Origin of the sequence: Klebsiella sp. JN_Kp127 (genome assembly GCF_040062505.1) — a bacterium.
GTDB classification, from domain to species: Bacteria; Pseudomonadota; Gammaproteobacteria; order Enterobacterales; family Enterobacteriaceae; genus Klebsiella; species Klebsiella quasipneumoniae.
Genome location: NZ_JBEAHS010000003.1, coordinates 1 through 14,531, shown reverse-complemented (window position 1 = coordinate 14,531; position 14,531 = coordinate 1). Strand labels below are relative to the sequence as shown.

The following is a 14,531-nucleotide window of genomic DNA, read 5'->3' as shown; positions in this document are numbered from 1 at the left end:
TTCAGTTGCCCTCCGCCGCGGCGATGCCCTGCACCACGTCGAGCGCGCTGCGCACCCCGTCCTCATGAAAGCCGTTGTACCAGTAAGCCCCGCAGTACCAGCTCCGCCGCTGGCCGTTAATCTCGTCGCGCCGCAGCTGGGCCGACCAGCTTTGCGGGTTAAACAGCGGATGCTCATAGACGAAGCGCTGCCAGACGTAGCGCTCGTCCACCGGCGCGTCCGGGTTCAGGGTGACGCAGAACAGCGGCGCGCCCGCGGGCAGCCCCTGGAGAATATTCATGTTGTAGGTGACGCAGGCCCGGGCCCGATCCCCATCGCTCAGGCGATAGTTCCAGCTGGCCCAGGCGCGCTGACGCGCCGGCAGCCAGCGCGGATCGCTGTGCAGCACCACCTCGTTGCGCTGCCAGCCGATGTCCCCGAGAACTTCGCGTTCGGCGTCGGTGGGCGCCGCCAGCATCGCCAGCGCCTGCGCGGAGTGGCAGGCGAAGATCACCTGGTCAAATTGCGCCTCCCCGGACGCCAGCCGCAGGGTAACCCCTGTCGAGTGGCGCTCCACCTGCTGCACCGGCGCGTTGAGCCGCAGGTCCAGGCGGTCGCCGAGCCTGGCGAGCAGGGCGCGAACGTATTCCCGGGAACCGCCGGGCACTACGTACCACTGCGGGCGATCGCGAATGTCCAGCAGGCCGTGGTGTTCAAAGAAGCGCAAAAACAGCGGCAGCGGGAAGCGGCGCATCTCCTGCAGCGACGACGACCAGATGGCCGCCCCCATCGGCAGGATATAGTGGCGGGCGAAGAAGGGGCTGAAGCGGTGGCGGGCGAGGAAGCTCTCCAGCGTCGCCCCCGGATCCAGCGCCTCGGTCAGCGCCAGTTTCGCCAGCCGGTTGAAGCGGACGATCTCGCTCAGCAGCCCCCAGAAGGCCGGCTTCAGTAGATTGCGCCGCTGGGCGAAGAGCGAGGTCAGGCTGTGGCCGTTGTACTCCAGGCCGCTGGCCGGGTTGTGGACCGAGAAGCTCATCTGCGTTTTTTGCCCGTCGATCCCCAGCTCGCTGAGCAGGCCCATAAAGCGCGGATAGGTGCGATCGTTGTAGACAATAAATCCGGTATCGATGGCCCAGGTGCCCTGCGGCGTGGCGACATCCACGGTGGCGGTGTGGCCGCCCGGCGCGGCGCCCGCTTCGAACAGCGTCACCTGATGGTGTCCGGCCAGCCGCCAGGCGCAGGTCAGCCCGGCGATGCCGCTGCCGATGATGGCGATGTTCATGAGCGCACCATCCTGCGCAACAGCAGGCGCTGTATACCTGACGGCAGGCTGGCCAGCAGCCGCAGGGCCAGGCTGAAGCCGGTGGGGAAGGCGATGTGGTTTTTGCCCTTCGCCAGGCCGTGGCGGATCGCCGCCACCGCCCGATCGACGCTCACCCGGCCGGGCATGGCAAAGTCGTTTTTGCGCGTCAGCGGGGTGTCGACGAAGCCTGGAGAGACCACCGTGACGGCGACCCCTTTCGGCTCCCAGTCCAGACGCAGGCTATTGGCAAACCAGGTCAGCGCCGCCTTGGAGGCGCCATAGGCTTCCGCGCGCGGGAAGGGCAGCCAGTGCGCCATGGAGCTGACCAGCACCACCCGATCGCCTGCCTCCAGCTGCGTCTGCAGCGCCGCCAGGCAGTTTACCGGCCCGAGGAAGTTGGTGGTCATCACCCGCTCCACGAGGGCGGCATCCACCTGCCCGTGGTCGAGGTATTCGCAGGTGCCGGCGCAGAGAATGATCAGGTCGGCAAAACAGCCCGTCAGCGCCTGGCGACAGGCGTCCCTGTCTGTCATATCGAACAGGCGCGCGCTGATGTTGGGGCTGAACTGCTGCAGCGCCGTCAGGCGCGACGCATCGCGCCCGCAGGCGATGACCAGGTGGCCATCCGCCGCGAAGGATTTCGCCAGGCCGGCGCCAATCCCGGAGCTGGCGCCGGTGATAAGCACCGTCATCATGAGCGCACCCTCCGTTTCACGCCGCGTACCGCCCAGCCCAGCAGGGGAAGATGCTCGTAGATCATCTCCCCGGCGTCGTAGTAGTCGCGCTGGTGGAGAACCTGCTCCCCGGCAATGTCCACCACCGAGCAGCCCGGCAGGGCCAGGGTTTCTCCGCCGGCAATACGCGGATGCGACCAGTGCATGGTCCAGGTTACGGCGAACCGCTGACCGTCGCAGAGCGGCGCGTCGATGGTGAACCGGCACTGCTCCACGTTGGCCAGCAGATGGGTAAAGTAGCGCTGGATGGCGAACAGCCCCTGGTGCTGACCAAAAGGATCGCTCAGCGTCGCGTCCGGATGGTACAGCGCGGCCAGCGCCGTGGGCGGCTGCGCATCCAGCCCGGCGTAGTACTCAACGAAACGACGAATGACGGACGGCGTGGTGCTCATGGATCACATCCTGGCTAAACACGGTGGCGTAATGGCATACTTAAAACTTACACAAATAAAATTATTTGTCCAAGTTTGTGGAAAAATATATTTTATTTATGTTTAAAATCATGTTGTTATGATTAGTGTCTTAAAGGGCGAAAAACGCGGGTTGCACGAAGGGCAAACGTGCGCCCGCCGCGCCGCCGGGCGCAGGCGGAACAGAGAGTGGGGTAAGTGAAAACCGGGGGTTAGAGCGGGATCACCTCGAGGGAGACGACCTGCTGCTGCCAGAGTTCGACCTGCCTCTGACGAGCGGCGGAGAGTTTGCCGCTGGTGACCAGCAGCCAGTTGCGCTGGGGGAAAATCTCCGGCGCCAGGGCGGCGGGAGGCACCGGCAGGACGTCGATGCGATGGCCCTGGCCGGTGCGTTTGAGCGCTTCAAGCCAGATTTCGCAGGCGTCGGTCAGGTGCCAGCCGGTGATCAGAAAGTTGTCCCCGGGCGCCTTCTTGTCGCCTTCGAGGCAAAACGAGGTGTAGGCGATGATGATGCCGTCGAGGATTTCGCGCAGGGTCATGATGGCCGGCACGTTGGCGGAGACCTGGCTGCGCAGCGGACGCAGCACCTCGGTCACCAGCTCCTGGCGCGGATATTCGCGGCCGGCATCGTAGATCAGCTGGCGCAGGGACTCGATTTTTCCCTCTTTCAGCCGCTGCAGCATGGTCTCCTGCAGCGTCAGCCAGTTGTTGGTGCGCCGCGCGCCGGGGCGCGACAGCAGGGGCTTCACCTGGCTGACCGGCACCCCTTTTTTCACCCAGTCGAGGATTTTAAGCGCCTGCTGGACGTCGTCATCGCTGTACAGACGGTGTCCACCATCGGTGCGCAGCGGCTTGAGCAGGCCATAGCGGCGCTGCCAGGCGCGAAGCGTGGTCGCATTTATCCCGCAAAGTCGGGCAAATTCGCCGATGGAGTAAGGCATGGAGGCCACCTGTTAACAAAGAATATTCTCAATATACTACGAATCACGTCGGCTGGCGTGAAGTGTAGCGGCTTTGCACTACACTTTTCCCAACCGCGTAAATGAAAGGAGTTCTCATGAAGCTATGGCCTGTTGTCACTGGCGTCGCTATCGCGTTGACCCTGGTGGCCTGCAAATCGCCCACCCCGCCGAAGGGCGTTCAGCCGATTAGCGGGTTTGACGCCAGCCGTTACCTCGGGAAATGGTATGAGGTCGCCCGCCTGGAGAATCGCTTCGAGCGAGGCCTGGAGCAGGTGACCGCCACCTACGGCGCCCGCAGCGACGGGGGGATCAGCGTCGTCAATCGCGGTTATGACCCGGTCAAAAAACGCTGGAATGAGAGCGACGGGAAAGCCTATTTCACCGGCGCCCCCACCACCGCGGCGCTGAAGGTGTCGTTCTTCGGGCCGTTCTACGGCGGCTATAACGTGATCCGTCTGGACGACGACTACCAGTATGCGCTGGTCAGCGGCCCCAACCGCGACTATCTGTGGATCCTGTCGCGTACCCCCACCATTCCGGCGGCGGTGAAGCAGGATTACCTGAATACCGCGCGCGAACTGGGCTTTGACGTCGATCGACTGGTGTGGATCCGCCAGACGCCGCGCTAGCCTCGCCCCTTAGCGACTGAGCATGCCAGAGTAAGCCGCATATAGCCCGGCCAGCGCCGCCACGTTCAGCGCCACGCTGATGAAAAACCACGTCCGGAAGGGCTGCTTTTGCGTTTTATGACGAAAACACTGCTGGCCGAGGATCGCCCCCGGCCAGCCTCCCGCCAGGCCGAGCACCAGCAGCGTGGTTTCCGGCACCCGTCGCCAGGCTTTGCGCGCCGCCAGCTTGTCGGCGCCATAGATAAGCCATGTCAGAAGGCTGCTCAGTAAAAACCACATCGCCAGCGGGTAGGGGAGCAGGGCGCTGCCCACAGCGGTGAGCAGCAGCAGGGAATAACATACCAGGTTCAGATTCATAGGGACGTTCACGCCGGCCAGAAGAATGGCGCCACTATAGCCAATTTCCCGGACCGGCGTAAACGCGGTGGGCTAGCGGCCGCGCTTGCCCCGATGCCGGGACAGCCACATCAGCTTATACGCCGCCGGAATAATAAACAGCGACAGCAGCGGGGCGGTGATCATTCCGCCAATCATCGGCGCGGCGATGCGGCTCATCACCTCCGACCCGGCGCCGGTGCCCCATAAAATCGGCAGCAGGCCGGCGATAATCACCGCCACGGTCATCGCCTTCGGCCGCACGCGCAGTACTGCCCCCTGATACAGCGCCTCGTCGAGCTTCCCGGCGCTGAAGGTCTGCGGGTTCTCCAGCGCCGGCTCCGCCTCGATGGCGTGGCGCAGGTACATCAGCATCACCACGCCAAACTCCGCGGCCACGCCGGCCAGGGCGATAAAGCCGGTGCCGGTGGCCACCGACAGATGGAAGCCCATCCAGTAGAGGAACCAGATCCCGCCCACAAGGGCGAACGGCACGCTGGCGATGATCAGGAGCGCCTCGCCGACGCGGCGGAACGCCAGGTACAGCAGCACAAAGATAATCATCAGCGTCATCGGCACCATCAGCTTCAGCTTCTGATTGGCGCGCTCCAGCAGCTCAAACTGCCCGGAATACGACACGCTGATGCCCGGCTTCAGCTTCACCTCCTTGCCGATGGCCTGCTGCAGATCGTGCACCACTGACACCATGTCGCGGTCGCGGGCATCGATGTAGATCCAGCTGGTGGGGCGGGCGTTCTCGGTCTTCAGCATCGATGGCCCGCTGACCACCTTCACCTCGGCGACGTCGCCGAGGACGATCTGCTGCTTCAGCGGGGTGAGGATCGGCAGCTGGCGCAGGGTCTGCGGGCTGTCGCGGTAGCTCTGCGGATAGCGGATGTTGATCGGATAGCGCTCGACCCCCTCCACCGTTTCGCCGACCATCGCCCCGCCGATAGCGGACGAGACGAACAGCTGCACGTCGCCGACGGTCATCCCGTAGCGGGCCGCCTTCTCACGCTGAATATCAATGTCGAGGTAGCGCCCGCCCACCAGCCGCTCGGCTAACGCCGAGGTCACGCCCGGCACGCTGCGCGCGACCCCCTCAATTTGCCCGGCGATGGCGTCGATATCGGCCAGGTTAGTGCCGGAAACTTTAATGCCGATCGGGCTCTTGATGCCGGTGGAGAGCATGTCGATGCGGTTGCGGATCGGCGGCACCCACAGGTTCGCCAGACCCGGCAGGCGCACGGTCTTGTCCAGTTCGTCGACGATCTTCTCCATGGTCATCCCCGGCCGCCATTGATCCTGCGGTTTAAGCTGAATGGTGGTCTCCACCATCTCCAGCGGCGCTGAGTCGGTAGCGGTGTCTGCCTTACCCGTTTTGCCGAACACCCGCGCCACCTCCGGCACCGTCATGATCAGCTTGTCGGTCTTCTGCAGCATATCCGCCGCCTGCGAGGCGGAGATCCCGGGCAGCGTTGACGGCATATACAGCAGATCGCCCTCGTTGATCTGCGGCAGAAACTCGCCGCCGACCCGGTTAAGCGGCCAGACAACCGTCAGGATCGACAGGAGCGCGATCAGCAGGGTGGTCTTCGGCCAGTGCAGGACCTTCAGCAGCAGCGGATGGTAAATGCGGATCAAAAAGCGGTTCAGCGGGTTACTGCTCTCCGCCGGGATCCTGCCGCGGATCCAGAAGCCCATCAGGATCGGGATCACCATGATCGCCAGCAGCGCCGCTCCGGCCATCGACCAGGTTTTGGTGAAGGCCAGCGGGCCGAACAGTTTGCCCTCCTGGCCTTCGAGGGTGAAAATGGGGATAAACGACAGGGTGATGATCAGCAGGCTGATAAACAGCGCCGGGCCAACCTCCACCGAGGCATCGGTAATGATTTTCCAGCGCCTGTCGTTGCCGAGCTTCTCTCCCGGATGCTGATGCGTCCACTCCTCCAGCCGCTTGTGGGCGTTCTCAATCATCACGATGGCGGCATCGACCATCGCCCCCACCGCAATGGCGATCCCGCCCAGCGACATGATGTTGGCGTTGAGCCCCTGGAAATGCATCATGATAAAGGCGAAGCACAGGCCGAGCGGCAGGGAGATAATCGCCACCAGCGCCGAGCGCACGTGCCACAGGAACAGGGCGCAGACCAGGGCGACGACGATAAACTCTTCCAGCAGCTTGTGGCTGAGGTTATCGATGGCGCGGTCGATAAGCTGGCTGCGGTCGTAGGTGGTGACCACTTCAACCCCTTCCGGCAGGCTGCTTTGCAGCGACGCCAGTTTTTCTTTGACCGCCGAGATCGCTTCCCGGGCGTTCTTGCCGGAGCGCAGGATCACCACGCCGCCGGCCACTTCGCCTTCGCCGTTCAGTTCGGCAATGCCGCGGCGCATCTCCGGGCCGACCTGCACCCGCGCGACGTCGCCGAGATAGACCGGCACGCCGTTATCGCCGGTTTTCAGTACAATGTTTTTGAAGTCGTCGAGGGTCTGCAGATAGCCGCTGGCGCGCACCATATATTCGGCTTCCGCCAGTTCGACCGAAGAGCCGCCCGCCTCCTGGTTAGAGGCGTCCAGCGCCGATTTCACCTCGCCGAGGCTGATGCCGTACTGGGTCAGCTTCATCGGGTCGACAACTATCTGGTACTCCTTGACCACGCCGCCCACCGACGCCACTTCCGAGACGTTAGGAATGGTTTTCAGCTCATATTTTAAGAACCAGTCCTGCAGGGAGCGCAGTTCGGCGAGATCGTGCTTGCCGCTGCGGTCGACCAGCGCGTACTCGAAGACCCAGCCGACGCCGGTGGCGTCCGGGCCCATTTCGGCGCTGACTCCGGCGGGCAGTTTGCCCTGCACCTGGTTGAGATACTCCAGCACCCGCGAGCGCGCCCAGTAAGGGTCGGTGCCGTCTTCAAAAATCACATACACATAAGAGTCGCCAAACTGCGAGAAGCCGCGCACCGTTCTGGCGCCGGGCACCGACAGCATGGTGGTGGTTAGCGGCCAGGTGACCTGGTTTTCGACAATCTGCGGCGCCTGCCCCGGATAGCTGGTTTTGACGATCACCTGTACGTCGGAGAGATCCGGCAGGGCGTCCACCGGGGTGTGGACGATGGTCCAGGTCCCCCAGAGGCTGAGAAACAGCGCGCCCATCATCACCAGGAAGCGGTTGGCCACCGAGCGGCGGATAATCCATTCAATCATTGTTCCGTTCCTCAGTGCGCGTGGGCGGCAGCGGCATCAGGGGCCTGCGCGCGCATGCGCTCCAGCGCGCCGGCGATATTGGCTTCCGAGTCGATCAGGAACAGGCCGCTGGCGACCACCTTCTCGCCCTCCTGCAGCCCGCTGCGAATGGCCGTGACGCCATTGGATTCATGGAAAACCTGGACCTGCTTCGGCACGAAGCGGCCCTCGTTATCCATGGTGATCACCCGCTGCTCGCTGCCGCTGTCGATCAGCGCTTTGGAGGGGATCAGCAGCATTGGTTCGCTGTCACTGGTCAGCTGCAGATAGGCGTTCATCCCCGGCTTCAGCGCTTCATCCGGGTTGTTCACCTGCAGGCGTAGCTGCAGGGTGCGGGTGGCGCTATCGACGCTGGGGAGAATCGTCCATTTGCTGATGCGGAAGGTTTTGTCCGGCCAGGCGGGAACCTGAATGCGGAACTGCGAGGCGTCTTTAATCAGCCAGGCGATGGACTCGGGGACCGCCACGCTGACCCACACCGGGTCCATGCCCTGAATTTTCGCCACCACGTTATCTTTGGCGATGTTCATTCCGGCGCGCAGATCGAAGGCGGTGATCACCCCGTCGATGGGCGCCTTGAGGGTGAAGCGGGTCTGGATCTTGCGCGTGGCTTTCAGGCGGCGGATATCGTCGTCCGGCATTCCGGCGAGACGCAACCGCTCGAGGATCCCCTCGACCTGGGTGGCGGTGCCGCCGGTCTCCTGCAATAGCAGGTATTCGCTCTGCGCTTCCACCCAGTCCGGGATGGTCAGTTCCAGCAGCGGCGTACCTTGTTGCACTTTGTCGCCGACGGTCAGGGGATAGACTTTATTGATAAAGCCCGCCGCCCGCGCCTGCATAATCACGTACTGGTACTCGTTGTAGCTGATGTTGGCCGGGAAGGTCTGGGCGTAGCGCAGCGGCCCGCGGGTGACGGCGGCGGTTTTCACCCCGAGATTCTGAGTCTGCGTCGGGTCGATACGCACCCCCGGCGCACCGGCGGCGGCACTCTCCTCATCGGCGTATTTCGGCACCAGGTCCATATCCATAAACGGCGATTTACCCGGTTTATCAAAGCGAGTGTTCGGGTACATCGGGTCGTACCAGAACAGCACTTTTCGCTGCTGCTCGGCCGCCGGGGCGGCGGCGGCAGCGTCGAGGGGCGGCGCCATCCGGGTATACAGCGCTGCGGTGAGCGCGCCGCCGATCGCCATGCTGCCGAGGATCAGCGCCGTGTTTTTCAGTGTCAGGGATGCCATGTGTCGTCCATTCAGTTGTTGAGGAGCCTACCGTCGCCGGGCCATTAGTGGGCGCGGATATCCTGTAACAGCGACAGATTGCCCTGCTGAACGAAGGTGAAGTCCACGCTGTCGCCGTCCTTCACATTGTTGAGCTGGGTCTGCGGGGTGATGGTGAAGCGCATGGTCATCGGCGGCCAGTTCACCGCCGGGATGGCTTCGTGGGCAATGGTGATTTTTTTGCTATCCATATCAATGGCTTTAATGACCCCTTTGCCGCTGATGCTTTGCGTCTGCGCGGCGGCGGGCTGTTCGTGCATCGCCATGCCGGTGTGCGGGTCGGCGGCCTGGGCGGCGAACACCGCGCCAGAAATCAGAGTGAACAGGGCGACTTTAGACAGTGAATTCATAATCAAGACTCCTCGGGTTATTCCATCCAGCCGCCGCCGAGGGCGGTGAACAGGGTGATTTCATTTGCCTGACGGGAATAGTTGAGTTCCAGCAGGGTTTGTCGGGTGGTGAAAATGTCGCGCTGGGCGCTCAGCACTTCGATGTAGCTGACCGCGCCGTGGCGATAGAGCGCGGTGGCGCGCTGCAGGGTGATATTGAGTGAAGCGAGATAGCGCTCCTGGGCGGCGATCTGATCGGCCAGGCTTTGGCGCAGGGCCAGCGCGTCGGCCACTTCCTTAAAAGCGGACTGAATTTTTTGCTCGTAGTTGACCACCTGCTGCTGCTGGCGGATCTCCGCCAGATCGAGGTTGGCCTGATTGCGCCCGGCGTTGAAAATCGGAATGTCGATTTTGGGGATGAAGTTCCACATCGCGCTGCCGGCGTTAAACAGGCTGGTGAGCTCGCTGCTGCTGCCGGAGAGCGAGCTGGTCAGGGTGATCGACGGGAAGAAGGCCGCCCGCGCGGCGCCGATGTTGGCGTTGGCCGCCCGCAGGCTGTGTTCGGCCTCTAAAATATCTGGCCGCTGCAGCAGGATCGCTGAAGAGAGCGACGGCGGCAGGGTTACGCCTTGCAGGTCGACGGCGCTGCTGGCGCTATCGTCCGGCAGATGTTGATAACTACCGAGCAACAGCTGCAGAGCGTTATTAGCCTGCGCCAGCTGGCCCTGCCGCCTGGCGATCTCGGCGCGGGTGCTCTCGATCATCCCCCGCGCCTGCTCCAGCGCCAGGACGGTGGTGCTGCCGGTCAGCAGCTGTTTTTCAACGAACGCGTAAGACTGCTGATAGTTTTGCAGGGTGTCGTTGGCCACCTGCAGCTGCGCTGCCGCCAGCCGCTGGTTGAAGTAGCTTTGTGAAACGTTAGCAATCAGCAGGATATGCACTGCGCGCCGTGCCTCTTCGCTGGCGAAGAAGTTCTCCCGGTCGGCCTCGCTGAGGTTTTTCAGCCGGCCAAAGAAGTCGAGGTCATAGTTGAGATTCAGCCCGGCGGCGTAATCGTTGCTGGTGGTGGTGTCGCCTTTAAGCTTGCCGCCGTAGGTGGTGCTACCGTCACCGTTCAATTGCGGGTAGCGGTCGGCATCGGTCACCCGATACTGGGCGCGGGCTTCCTGCACTTTCAGCGTCGCCATCCGCAGATCGCGGTTGTTGGTCAGCGCGGTGCCTATCAGGCTTTTCACCTGCGGGTCGACGAAAAAGGTTCGCCAGCCGGTCTCCTGATAGCTCGCGGTTGCGGGAACCAGCTTGTTCTGGCTGAGAGAGAACTGCTGCGGTACCGGCGCGGCGGGGCGCTGGTAGTCCGGAGCGAGCGAGACACAGCCGGTTAAGGCGAGTATCACGCTGAGGGTAAGAAGCGTTATTGGGCGCATGGCGGCAGACGTTTTCGACGATTTATCCATGGCGGCTACTTTACGTAGCGGCCTCTGTTCAGGACGTGACAGGAAAATGACAAAGCTGTCATTTTCCTGATATTTCATTGCTATCCGGAGGCGCTCCTCTAAAATTGAATACCCGCACAGAACGCGCGTGAAGGAGCCGGCGGTGAAGATTTTGATTGTCGAAGATGAGAAGAAAACCGGGGAGTACCTGACCAAAGGGCTTACCGAGGCTGGCTTCGTCGTCGACCTGGCCGATAACGGCCTTAACGGCTATCACCTGGCGATGACCGGCGACTATGATCTGCTTATCCTCGACATCATGCTGCCGGACGTGAACGGCTGGGATATCGTGCGCATGCTGCGCGCCGCCGGGAAAGGCATGCCGATCCTGCTGCTTACCGCGTTGGGCACCATTGAGCATCGGGTGAAGGGGCTGGAGCTGGGCGCCGACGACTATCTGGTGAAGCCGTTCGCCTTTGCGGAACTGCTGGCGCGGGTGCGGACGCTGCTGCGTCGCGGGGCGGCGGTCATTGTCGAAAGCCAGTTTCAGGCGGCGGATCTCAGCGTCGATCTGGTCAGCCGTAAGGTGACGCGCGGCGCCACCCGCATCACCCTGACCAGCAAGGAGTTCACTCTGCTGGAGTTCTTCCTGCGCCATCAGGGCGAAGTGCTGCCGCGTTCGCTGATTGCCTCGCAGGTGTGGGATATGAATTTCGACAGCGATACCAACGCGATAGATGTGGCGGTGAAGCGGCTGCGCGCCAAAATCGATAACGACTTCGAGCCGAAGCTGATCCAGACTGTGCGCGGCGTCGGCTATATGCTTGAGGTGCCGGATGGTCGCTAAGCGCCCCTTTTCCCTGGCTACCCGGCTGAGTTTCTTTATTAGCCTCGCCACCATCATCGCCTTCTTTGCCTTCACCTGGATCATGATCCATTCGGTGAAGGCGCATTTTGAAGAGCGCGACGTTCACGATCTCAGGCAGCTCAGCACCACCCTGGAGACGGTCCTCGACCACGCTGACTACCCGCAGGCGCGGCGGCTGGAGATCGTGAAGAATATCATTGCGGGCTACGCCAACGTCTTTATCTGCCTGGACGATGGGCAGGGCAATATTCTGTTCCAGTCACCCAACGGGCCGGATCTCAGCCATATGCTGAGTACGCCAGGCCTGGCGATGCAGCTCCGCGACGGGAATGTGATTTCATGGACCGACCCGCAGCCGCGGGCAATGGCGCACGATAATCATCAAATGGAGACCCGTGCCTGGCGGCTGATCATGCTGCCGCTGGGCAAGCAGGCGGATGGCAAGCCGGCGTACCATCTGCTGATGGCCTTATCCATCGATTTTCACCTGCACTATATTAATGAGCTGAAAGCGAAGCTGATTTCCGCCGCGTCGATAATCAGCCTGCTGATCATCGCCATCGTGCTGTTTGTGGTCTATCAGGGGCATAAGCCTATCCGCCAGATCAGCCGGCAGATCCAGAATATTACCTCGCGGGATCTCGACGTGCGCCTCGACCCGCAGGCGGTGCCTATCGAACTGGAGCGGCTGGCGCTGTCCTTTAACCATATGCTGGAGCGAATGGAGGATGTCTTTACCCGCCAGTCGAACTTCTCCGCCGATATCGCCCATGAGATCCGCACGCCGATCACCAACCTGGTGACGCAAACCGAAATCGCCTTAAGCCAGAGCCGCAGCCAGCCGGAGCTGGAAGAGGTGCTCTACTCCAATCTTGAAGAGTTCTCGCGCATGTCGCGGATGGTCAGCGATATGCTGTTCCTCGCCCAGGCCGATAACAACCAGCTGATCCCCGAACAGCGGGAACTGGATCTGGCTGAGGAGGTGCATAAGGTGTTTGAGTTTTTCGAGGCGTGGGCGGAAGAGAAAGCGGTAGCGCTGCGCTTTGACGGCAGCCCCTGCCGGGTGACGGGCGATCCGTTGATGCTGCGGCGGGCGATCAGCAACTTGCTGTCGAACGCGATCCGCTACACCCCGGCTGGCCAGGCGGTGACGATCGCGCTGAGCGAAAGCGCGGAGACGATCCGCCTGGTGGTGGAGAACCCCGGTACGCCGATTGCCGCCGAACATCTGCCGCGGCTGTTTGACCGTTTCTATCGCGTCGACCCCTCGCGCCAGCGCAAAGGGGAGGGCAGCGGCATCGGCCTGGCGATTGTGAAATCCATCGTCAGCGCCCACCACGGCAGCGTGGCGGCGCAGTCCGATCTGCGCTCGACGCGGTTTATTGTGGTGCTGCCGAAACAGGCGCAATAACGGCTGATAGCCAGCGGGCAGCGCCAGGCGGCTGCCCGTAGTCGTACCGCGGCTTACTCTTCGAAGTACCAGTAGCCTTGATTAATCAGGCGCGTCAGTTCGCTCACAAACGCCGGGTTTTGCAGGCCGCTGCCGAGCTCCTCCTGGCCTAATGAGGTATAGCGGCATAATGCATCCAGCGCTTCGGCATCGGTGGTGTCCAGCTGTTCGCTATGCACGAAGAAGCTGTCGCCAATATGCAGAACGCGCAGGCCGCTCAGGCGAGAAAGTTTTTCGCCGCCCAGCAGCGCATCGACGACTTCCTCTTCTTCATACGGTGGTTCCGCCGGCGCAATATCCAGCTCGTGACGCGGGGTGGTGACGAAACTGCCGAACCACTGCTTGAAGTCTTCCGGCTGGCGAATCATGTCGATCATCATGCCGCGCAGACGTTCGAGTTCATACTCTTCAACCCGGCCCGGATGCTCGCGGCAGGTGAGGTCCGGATCGCTATAGTGCTCGCCGCCGAGATCGTTCTCCAGCACATAGTCGGCGAAGCTGCTGATCAGGTCGCGCCCGTTTGGCCCGCGGAAACCCACGGAGTAGTTCAGCGCGGTTTCGTGGGTGATACCATCGTGCGGGAATCCAGGTGGAATATAGAGGATATCGCCCGGCTGCAGATCCTCATCAATAATCGGCGGGAACGGGTCGACGTGCAGCAGCGCGGGATGCGGGCAGAACTGACGCATCGGCAGCTTATCGCCCACGCGCCAGCGGCGGCTGCCCATGCCCTGAATAATAAAGACGTCATACTGATCGATATGCGGCCCGACGCCGCCGCCGGGGACGGAGAAGGAGATCATCAGGTCGTCCAGACGCCAGTCCGGCAGTACGCGGAACGGTCGCACCAGCTCGGCGGCCGGCATATGCCAGTGGTTTACCGCCTGGGCCAGCAGCGACCAGCCGGTCTCGCCCAGGCCATCGAAATGTTCAAAAGGTCCATTGCTGGCCTGCCATTTACCGTTGGCCAGACTGACCAGCCGGCTGTCGACTTCCGGCTCCATGGCTAACCCGGCCAGCTCGTCCGGGGTAATCGGGTCGACGAAGTCCGGAAACGCGTTTTTTAAAACCACCGGCTGCTTTTGCCAGTATTTCTCTAAAAACTCGGGCCAGTTAATGTTGAGTTGATAAGCCATCGATTATTACCAGTAAGAAGAAACGGGCCTGATTATAGAAACGGGGGCTGGGCGGGCGCTTTGTCGTGGGTCAAGAGTGGCGCTTAATTCACCATCGGCGCGATAATGGCGTTGGGTAAGAGAGAATAATCACATTTTTGCCAAAAACCAATTTTCGAGTTAGCTACGCTGCAGGCCGCATGAACACTGGGATGGCGGCTTTAATGGTAGGAAGAGGAATAAGCGAAAAGTTCAAATAATGAGCGGTCGATAAGATTTTTCTATTTTAACCCTTGCTACTTCCGACGAACTCCCTATAATGCGCTCCCACTGACACGGCAGATGTGAATCACTTCACACAAACAGCCGGTTCGGTTGAAGAGAAAAATCCTGAAAAACGGGTTGACTCTGAAAGAGGAAAGCG

Annotated in this window: 13 protein-coding genes; 3 read left to right on the top strand and 10 right to left on the bottom strand. The window is 61.9% G+C overall.

Going from position 1 to position 14,531, the window contains the following annotated elements; genetic code table 11:
- Position 1: 1 nt before the first annotated feature.
- The 4 genes from ABLV04_RS01870 to ABLV04_RS01855 form a co-directional block, all read right to left on the bottom strand.
- Positions 2–1,261 carry an FAD-dependent oxidoreductase gene (locus tag ABLV04_RS01870; RefSeq protein ID WP_262963338.1) on the bottom strand — a complete coding sequence of 420 codons (1,260 nt, stop codon included), beginning with the start codon at positions 1,259–1,261 and terminating at the stop codon, positions 2–4.
- A complete protein-coding gene (locus tag ABLV04_RS01865; RefSeq protein ID WP_044525257.1) occupies positions 1,258–1,977 on the bottom strand; it encodes an SDR family NAD(P)-dependent oxidoreductase in 720 nt (239 codons plus the stop codon). Before ABLV04_RS01865 ends, ABLV04_RS01870 begins: the two co-directional genes overlap by 4 nt.
- The gene (locus tag ABLV04_RS01860; RefSeq protein ID WP_023291810.1) at positions 1,974–2,408 is read right to left on the bottom strand and encodes a nuclear transport factor 2 family protein; all 435 of its coding nucleotides are present in this window, start codon (positions 2,406–2,408) and stop codon (positions 1,974–1,976) included. Before ABLV04_RS01860 ends, ABLV04_RS01865 begins: the two co-directional genes overlap by 4 nt.
- A 230-nt stretch (positions 2,409–2,638) precedes the next feature.
- Positions 2,639–3,367 (bottom strand): MerR family transcriptional regulator, encoded by a 729-nt coding sequence (locus ABLV04_RS01855; RefSeq protein ID WP_002887258.1) that lies wholly within the window; start codon positions 3,365–3,367, stop codon positions 2,639–2,641.
- A 116-nt stretch (positions 3,368–3,483) separates the two neighbouring features.
- On the opposite strand from ABLV04_RS01855, the gene ABLV04_RS01850 reads away from it, so the two are divergent.
- On the top strand, positions 3,484–4,017 hold the full coding sequence (locus ABLV04_RS01850; RefSeq protein WP_002887259.1) for a lipocalin family protein: 534 nt from the start codon (positions 3,484–3,486) through the stop codon (positions 4,015–4,017).
- Positions 4,018–4,026: 9 nt separating this feature from the next.
- Here the strand turns inward: ABLV04_RS01850 and ABLV04_RS01845 are convergent, their stop codons facing one another.
- The 5 genes from ABLV04_RS01845 to ABLV04_RS01825 all read right to left on the bottom strand — a co-directional run bounded on the left by ABLV04_RS01845 (position 4,027) and on the right by ABLV04_RS01825 (position 10,665).
- Entirely contained in the window at positions 4,027–4,374 is a 348-nt protein-coding gene (locus tag ABLV04_RS01845; RefSeq protein ID WP_048336542.1) for a DUF1294 domain-containing protein, read from the bottom strand.
- A 72-nt stretch (positions 4,375–4,446) separates the two neighbouring features.
- The gene (locus ABLV04_RS01840) at positions 4,447–7,596 is read right to left on the bottom strand and encodes a CusA/CzcA family heavy metal efflux RND transporter (protein WP_065813361.1); all 3,150 of its coding nucleotides are present in this window, start codon (positions 7,594–7,596) and stop codon (positions 4,447–4,449) included.
- An 11-nt stretch (positions 7,597–7,607) separates the two neighbouring features.
- Positions 7,608–8,873 (bottom strand): efflux RND transporter periplasmic adaptor subunit, encoded by a 1,266-nt coding sequence (locus ABLV04_RS01835; RefSeq protein WP_132136523.1) that lies wholly within the window; start codon positions 8,871–8,873, stop codon positions 7,608–7,610.
- Between the two features lie 44 nt (positions 8,874–8,917).
- Positions 8,918–9,262, bottom strand: coding sequence for a cation efflux system protein CusF (cusF, locus tag ABLV04_RS01830; RefSeq protein ID WP_348815283.1), 345 nt, complete (start codon positions 9,260–9,262; stop codon positions 8,918–8,920).
- A 17-nt stretch (positions 9,263–9,279) separates the two neighbouring features.
- The gene (locus ABLV04_RS01825) at positions 9,280–10,665 is read right to left on the bottom strand and encodes an efflux transporter outer membrane subunit (protein ID WP_348815315.1); all 1,386 of its coding nucleotides are present in this window, start codon (positions 10,663–10,665) and stop codon (positions 9,280–9,282) included.
- 172 nt (positions 10,666–10,837) lie between these two features.
- Between ABLV04_RS01825 and cusR the strand changes: the two genes are divergently transcribed.
- Positions 10,838–11,521 carry a copper response regulator transcription factor CusR gene (cusR, locus tag ABLV04_RS01820; protein ID WP_004206716.1) on the top strand — a complete coding sequence of 228 codons (684 nt, stop codon included), beginning with the start codon at positions 10,838–10,840 and terminating at the stop codon, positions 11,519–11,521.
- Positions 11,511–12,953, top strand: coding sequence for a Cu(+)/Ag(+) sensor histidine kinase (locus ABLV04_RS01815; RefSeq protein ID WP_023291816.1), 1,443 nt, complete (start codon positions 11,511–11,513; stop codon positions 12,951–12,953). The genes cusR and ABLV04_RS01815 overlap by 11 nt, the downstream gene beginning before the upstream one ends.
- Positions 12,954–13,006: 53 nt before the next feature.
- Here the strand turns inward: ABLV04_RS01815 and ABLV04_RS01810 are convergent, their stop codons facing one another.
- The gene (locus ABLV04_RS01810; protein ID WP_023291817.1) at positions 13,007–14,128 is read right to left on the bottom strand and encodes a cupin domain-containing protein; all 1,122 of its coding nucleotides are present in this window, start codon (positions 14,126–14,128) and stop codon (positions 13,007–13,009) included.
- Between the last annotated feature and the right edge of the window lie 403 nt (positions 14,129–14,531).